Raw genomic sequence first — 307 nt, forward strand, 5'->3', positions numbered from 1 at the left:
GTTGCCGAGGATGGCAGCGAAGAGCGCTGGACTTATGACGGTTTGATGCGCGCCTCCAACCGTTTGGCAGGGGCGTTTGCGGTGCATGGTGTTACGCGGGGGGATCGGGTTGCGGTTCTTTTGCCCCAAGGCCCCGCCGTTTTACTCGCCCATTTTGCAGCTTACAAATTGGGAGCGGTTGTCCTGCCACTTTTTACGTTGTTTTGCGAAGATGCCCTGACATACCGGTTGCAGGATAGCGGTGCGAGGGTGGTGGTCACCGACGGGGAGAATATTGAGAAGATTGCGAAAATAAAGGACGGTTTGC

Annotated in this window: 1 protein-coding gene; it reads left to right on the forward strand. The window is 56.0% G+C overall.

Annotated elements, in window-relative coordinates; genetic code table 11:
• Window positions 1–307, forward strand: a 307-nt coding sequence (locus AB9F29_RS21990) for an AMP-binding protein (protein WP_369757260.1), incomplete at both ends; no start/stop codon positions are given.

This window comes from Falsihalocynthiibacter sp. S25ZX9, assembly GCF_041205405.1.
Lineage (GTDB): Bacteria > Pseudomonadota > Alphaproteobacteria > Rhodobacterales > Rhodobacteraceae > Falsihalocynthiibacter > Falsihalocynthiibacter arcticus.